We start from the raw sequence: 5,903 nt of genomic DNA on the forward strand, positions 1-5,903 counted from the left end.
CTGCAGCAGGTCGCCATTGTCGATCAGCATCGAATTCACGGCTTCCTTGCGCACAGCATCGATGAGAGACGCCGTGCGCGACAGGCCCAGCGTGTCGTTCGTTTTGTCGGCGTAGTAATCGTAAGGCAGCACGTTCACATGGATGTCGGTGGTCTCCATGATCCGGAGATGGGCCTGGTTGCCTTGAGCGCGGGCGGAGAACGGATGCAGCATAATCAGTGCCCCTGCGGCGGCGCCCGCAAGGAGATCGCGGCGGGATATGGGATGGAGCAGTTGCGACATGTTTTCTCCTTCGACAACTGACAAGCCCTGCCCCGAAGCGAACTTCGCTCTGAAACCTGCTTAAGTCCATTCAACAAGTCGCGCGCATGAAGCCGCCACTCGATCAGCAACGGATGACGTGCGGATGAACGATCGGGGCGAGGAAATCAGCCCTTGTCGTCGTCGCCTTGGGTGATCAGCCGCGCGCTGCGCTGGCCTGTCGCGTAGATCCATAGCCAGCTCAGCGAAACCGCAAGCCGGTTGCGAAAACCGATCAGGAAATAGATGTGCGCCACTCCCCACAGCCACCAGGCCGCCCAGCCGGTCAGCTTGAGCCAGCCGAAATCGATCACCGCGGCGCGCTTGCCGATCGTGGCGAGATCGCCGGCATGCCTGTAGTGGAAAGGACGCGCGGTCGTGTCGCCGCCGAGCCTGGCCTTGATGGTGGCCGCAACATGTCGGCCCTCCTGCTTGGCGGAAGGCGCGACGCCGGGCACCGGCCGGCCATCGGGCCGCAGCACAAGGGCGGCGTCGCCGATGACGAAAATCTCCGGGCTGCCAGATACAGTCATATCGGGCTCGACCAGCACCCTGCCCGCGCGGTCCGCCTTCGCTCCCAGCCATTCAGCGGCCGGCGAAGCGGCAACGCCGGCTGCCCACAGGATCGTTCGGGCTGCCAGTTGCTTATCGCCAAATACAACACCTTCGGCGTCGCAGCTCGTGACGGCCCGGCCGAGCTCGACAGTCACACCGAGCCGCTCGAGCGCTTTGCTGGCATAGTCGGAAAGTTTCGGTGCGAAATTGGCCAGGATGCGGTCGCCGGCCTCGATCAGCACCACACGCGTCTGCCGCGTGTCGATGTTGCGGAATTCGCCGCGCAGCGTGTCATGCGCCAGCTCGATGATGGTGCCGGCAAGCTCGACGCCGGTCGGCCCGCCGCCGACGATCGCAATGGTCAGCAACGCCCGGCGTTTGGCGGGATCGGTCTCCCGCTCGGCCTGCTCGAAGGCCAGGAGAATTCGCCTCCGAATGCTGGTGGCGTCCTCCAGCGTCTTCAGGCCCGGGGCGAAAGGCTCCCATTCGTCGTGGCCGAAATAGGCGTGGCGGGCACCGGTGGCGAGCACCAGCGTGTCGTAGGCGACCGCGCTGCCGTCATCGAGCAGCACGCGCTTGCCGGCGCGGTCGACACCGGTGACATTGGCGAGCAGGGTCGTCACATCCTTGCGCTTGCGCAGGAGGTGGCGGATCGGCCAGGCAACCTCGGAGGTGGCCAGCGCCGTCGTCGCCACCTGATAGAGCAGCGGCTGGAAGAGGTGATGGTTGCGCTTGTCGATCATGGTGATACGCACCGGAGCGCCAGCAAGTGCACGGGTGAACTCGAGACCGCCGAAACCCGCGCCGACAACGACGACATGATGCCTGGCTTCATTCATTTCGTTCACCCCGATGGCAAGATTGGCTGTCCTGGATGTAGGTATTTTTGTGCAATGCAACAACAGATGGACGGTGCCCGAGACTCGTCGTTCCATGTCGTGAATGCACATGTTGTATCGTATCGCGAGGTATAGCGTCATCGAACACGCGATGAGGTGAGGCATGGCCAACGATCGTGACGACGATGCTCCGGCGCAGTATTCTTCGCCGCCCTGTTTCATGCACGAGCTCGATCCGGAATTCCGTGCGCCTTCGAGCGACTGGATCGATGTGAGACGCTGGCGCAAGGCCGAACGCGAACGGCTGATCGCTGCGCGTCTCGCCGTTTCGGCCGACGCGCGAGCGGTAATGTCGCAACGCATCGCCGATGGCCTCGACGCGATCATCGGCGAGATCGCCGGGCGCATGGTCAGTCTCTACTGGCCGTTTCGCGGCGAGCCGGATTTGCGGCCTTGGATGGCGTCCATAAACGAACGCGGCGGCCGCACCGCCCTGCCCATCGTCATCGACAAGGGGCACCCGCTGATCTTCCGCGCCTACAAAGCGGGCGACCGGCTGGAGAAAGGTGTCTGGAACATCCCGATCCCGGCCGAGGGCGATCCGGTGCTGCCGGACATCGTCATCTCGCCGATCGTCGGCATCGATCCCCAGAACTACCGCCTGGGTTATGGCGGCGGCTTCTTCGACCGCACGCTGGCAGCGATGCCGTTCAAGCCGCTGGTCATCGGCGTCGGCTACGAGCTGCAACGCATCGCGACCATCTACCCGCAGCCGCACGATATCCCGATGGATCGGGTGGTAACGGAGGCCAGCTAGTCCAGGCTGTGCTGAGATTCAGGTCAGGCCGAGTCGAAAATGGTCGCTTCCGAGAACGGGAGCGGAGCGTACTTTTCGTACGCGAGCACCGGAAGCGCAGGGAGCTACCATTTGCAGGCCGGCATCACCTGAATATCAACGCAGCCTAGGCCATTTCCGGCTTCATGCCCATGGCGGTCCTGTCGACGATTTCGCGTAGCGCAAAGGACGAATTGATTTTGGTCACATGCGGCATTGCCGACAGCCATTCCTTGTGGATGCGCTCATAGTCGACGAGATCCTTCGCCGCGATCCGCAGGATGTAGTCGTACTCGCCCGACATCAGGTGACAGGACAGCACGTTCGGGCAGCGTTTGATCGCCGCCTCGAAATCCGAAAGCGTCTTCTCGAACTGTCCCGACAGCGATATGTGCACGATCGCCGTCATCTGGTGGCCGAGTGCTGCATTGGAAAGCCGGGCATGATAGCCGCGGATGGTTCCGGATTTCTCCAGATTGTCGAGCCGGCGCGAACAGGCCGACTGCGACAGGCCGACCTTCTCGGCCAGTGCCGCATTGGGTATCCTGCCATCCTTCTGCAAAGCCTCGAGAATGGCGATATCAATCCTGTCGAGCCGCATTTTTCGTGAATCCTGCGAATATCCAGCTATTTCGCGCAACGATTATCGAAACCTGCCGGTTGGCGCAAGCGCATTCGCAAACACCTGCGCAACGATTCGTGGTTCACTCCATCCATACAGGGAACGAGCCCAAAGGGCCGGATCAGGAGAAGAAAATGCGCGTCGGCTGCCCCAAGGAAATCAAGAACCACGAATACCGCGTCGGCCTCACCCCCGGCTCGGTCCGCGAATATGTCGCCCATGGCCACGAAGTGCTGGTTGAGACCGGGGCCGGTGCCGGCATCGGCGCCGATGACAACGCCTATCGCGCCGCCGGCGCCACGATTGCCAAGACGGCCGCCGAGGTGTTCGCCAGGTCGGACATGATCGTCAAGGTCAAGGAGCCGCAGCCCAGCGAATGGGCGCAGCTTCGCGAAGGCCAGATCCTGTACACCTACCTTCACCTTGCTCCGGATCCGGAGCAGACCAAAGGCCTGCTTGCGTCCGGCGTGACGGCAATCGCCTACGAGACCGTGACCGACGACCGTGGCGGCCTGCCGTTGCTGGCGCCGATGTCGGAAGTTGCCGGACGTCTGTCGATCCAGGCCGGCGCCACGGCGCTGCAGAAGGCCAATGGCGGCCGCGGCGTGCTGCTCGGCGGCGTGCCCGGCGTGCTGCCCGGCAAGGTCACCGTGCTCGGCGGTGGCGTCGTCGGTCTGCACGCGGCCAGGATGGCGGCCGGCCTTGGCGCCGACGTCACCATCATCGACCGCTCGATCCCGCGCCTGCGCCAGCTCGACGACCTCTTCGCCGGCCGCGTCCACACCCGTTACTCGACTGTCGAGGCGCTGGAAGAAGAGTGTTTTTCGGCAGACATCGTCGTCGGCGCGGTGCTGATCCCGGGTGCCGCGGCGCCAAAACTGGTTTCGCGCGAAATGCTGTCGGGCATGAAGAAAGGCTCGGTGCTGGTCGACGTCGCCATCGACCAGGGCGGCTGCTTCGAGACCTCGCACGCCACCACTCATGCCGAGCCGACCTATGAGGTCGACGGCGTCATCCACTATTGCGTCGCCAACATGCCCGGTGCCGTGCCGGTCACTTCGGCCCACGCGCTCAACAACGCGACGCTGCACTATGGCCTGCAGCTTGCCGACAAGGGCCTGAAGGCGCTGGTCGACGATCATCACCTGCGCAACGGCCTCAATGTCCACAAGGGCAAGATCACCAACCGGGCAGTCGCCGAGGCGCTCGGCTACGAACTGGTCGAGCCGAAAGCCGTTCTCGCCGCCTGATTTTCGCGAGAACAGCTCCTTTCAATCCAGCCCGCCGGTTCCAAGCCGGCGGGTTTTTTCTTGCGAGCCTGTTTTTCAGGCAAAGCATGGCGTCGAAAGATGTGACGCAACGGCACTTTGCTCATCATTGTTGCATATTTGTCATTCCCGTACCGACCGACTCCCTGCTAGAGACATTCTGGGTTTACTCATTGGGGTACGGGCATATGTTCATTCGCACATCCGCGAAATCTTTTCTTCTTGGTGCTGTTTCTGCTGTGGCTTTGATGTCTGCTGCTCATGCAGCAGATGTCGTCCAGCCGGTAGAAGAAGCTGCCGGCTTTAACTGGAGCGGCCTCTACGTTGGTTTTGGCGTCGGTGCCGGTGCCAACGTACACGAGCTCGGCAGCGATTTTATTCCAATCTCGCTGAACGGCATTGGTGGCGAAGGCGTCTATGGTGAGCTGACGGTTGGCTATGACTATATGGTCTCGCCCCGGTTCCTCATCGGCGGTCTGCTGGACGCTCACGTGGGCAACATCAAGACCACGCTGGACATTACGGGGTTCGACGCTTCGATCAAGGAAACCTACGGTTTCGACGCTGGCCTGCGTCTCGGCTACCTCTTGACGCCGAACACTCTGGGCTACGTGCTGGGTGGCTATTCCTGGCAGAAGTACAAGCTCGATACGAACGCCGGCTTCGACTTTGATTGGGATCAGAGCGGGTATTTTGTCGGAGGTGGCATCGAAACGGCCATCAACAGCAATTGGACGATCAAGACTGAGTATCGCTATACGGGCTTCGGGACCAAGGACGATCTTCTTTCCGAGGCTGGCATTGTCGGAGTACCGGACGGTCTCCTGAATCTTGACACCTCGCGCCATACTTTCCAGATCGCAGCCAATTACCGTTTCGGTGCACAGAACGGCGGCGGCGCTGCCTTCGAGACGCCAGCCTACAACTGGACCGGCTTCTATATCGGTGGCGCTGGTGGCGCCGGTGCGTCCGTGCATCAGATCAACGTTCCGCCGCTCGGCGACCTGGAATTCAATGGTCTCGGTGGCGAAGGTGCCTTTGGTGAACTGAACGTCGGCTACGATCATGACTTCGGCAGCTGGGTCGCAGGCGTCATGGTCGATGCACGCTACTCCGGCATGACTTCCAAGCTGGATCTCGGCGGCGGGTCGATCAACGTCGATACCGACTATGGGTTCGATGTGCTGGGCCGCGTCGGCATGAAGATGAACGAATCGACCCTTGCCTATGCGCTTGCCGGCTACAGCTGGCAGCATTTCGATCTGAACGCTTCCGACCCGATCGGCGACATTCTCGACTGGGGTTCCAGCGGTTTCTCGGTTGGTGGCGGCCTGGAAACGGCTCTGTCCAGCAATGTCACCGTTGGCCTCGAATATCGCTATTCGCAGTTCGCCGAGAAGGACTTTTCTTCGGAATTCGGCGCACCCGACGACACCCTTACCTCGACTTCCTCTTTCCACACCGTGCGTCTCGGCGCGAAGTAC

Annotated in this window: 5 protein-coding genes and 1 pseudogene; 3 read left to right on the top strand and 3 right to left on the bottom strand. The window is 61.8% G+C overall.

The window, feature by feature from the left end; translation table 11 throughout:
• Positions 1-282, bottom strand: a pseudogene (locus EN939_RS17865) (2',3'-cyclic-nucleotide 2'-phosphodiesterase); the annotation flags it as partial.
• Positions 283-428: 146 nt separating this feature from the next.
• Positions 429-1,694, bottom strand: a complete 1,266-nt coding sequence (locus EN939_RS17870) for an NAD(P)/FAD-dependent oxidoreductase (protein ID WP_127269074.1) — start codon at positions 1,692-1,694, stop codon at positions 429-431.
• A 163-nt stretch (positions 1,695-1,857) separates the two neighbouring features.
• Here EN939_RS17870 and EN939_RS17875 point away from each other — a divergent pair, with 163 nt between their 5' ends.
• Positions 1,858-2,511 carry a 5-formyltetrahydrofolate cyclo-ligase gene (locus EN939_RS17875; RefSeq protein ID WP_127269075.1) on the top strand — a complete coding sequence of 218 codons (654 nt, stop codon included), beginning with the start codon at positions 1,858-1,860 and terminating at the stop codon, positions 2,509-2,511.
• 145 nt (positions 2,512-2,656) lie between these two features.
• Here the strand turns inward: EN939_RS17875 and EN939_RS17880 are convergent, their stop codons facing one another.
• A complete protein-coding gene (locus tag EN939_RS17880) occupies positions 2,657-3,130 on the bottom strand; it encodes an Lrp/AsnC family transcriptional regulator (protein ID WP_127269076.1) in 474 nt (157 codons plus the stop codon).
• Positions 3,131-3,285: 155 nt separating this feature from the next.
• On the opposite strand from EN939_RS17880, the gene ald reads away from it, so the two are divergent.
• Positions 3,286-4,401 carry an alanine dehydrogenase gene (gene ald / locus EN939_RS17885; RefSeq protein ID WP_023812057.1) on the top strand — a complete coding sequence of 372 codons (1,116 nt, stop codon included), beginning with the start codon at positions 3,286-3,288 and terminating at the stop codon, positions 4,399-4,401.
• Between the two features lie 206 nt (positions 4,402-4,607).
• The coding region (locus tag EN939_RS17890; protein WP_127269077.1) for an outer membrane protein at positions 4,608-5,903 on the top strand (1,296 nt) is incomplete at its 3' end.

The sequence above is a fragment of the Mesorhizobium sp. M7A.F.Ca.CA.002.05.1.1 genome, assembly GCF_003998335.1.
Lineage (GTDB): Bacteria > Pseudomonadota > Alphaproteobacteria > Rhizobiales > Rhizobiaceae > Mesorhizobium.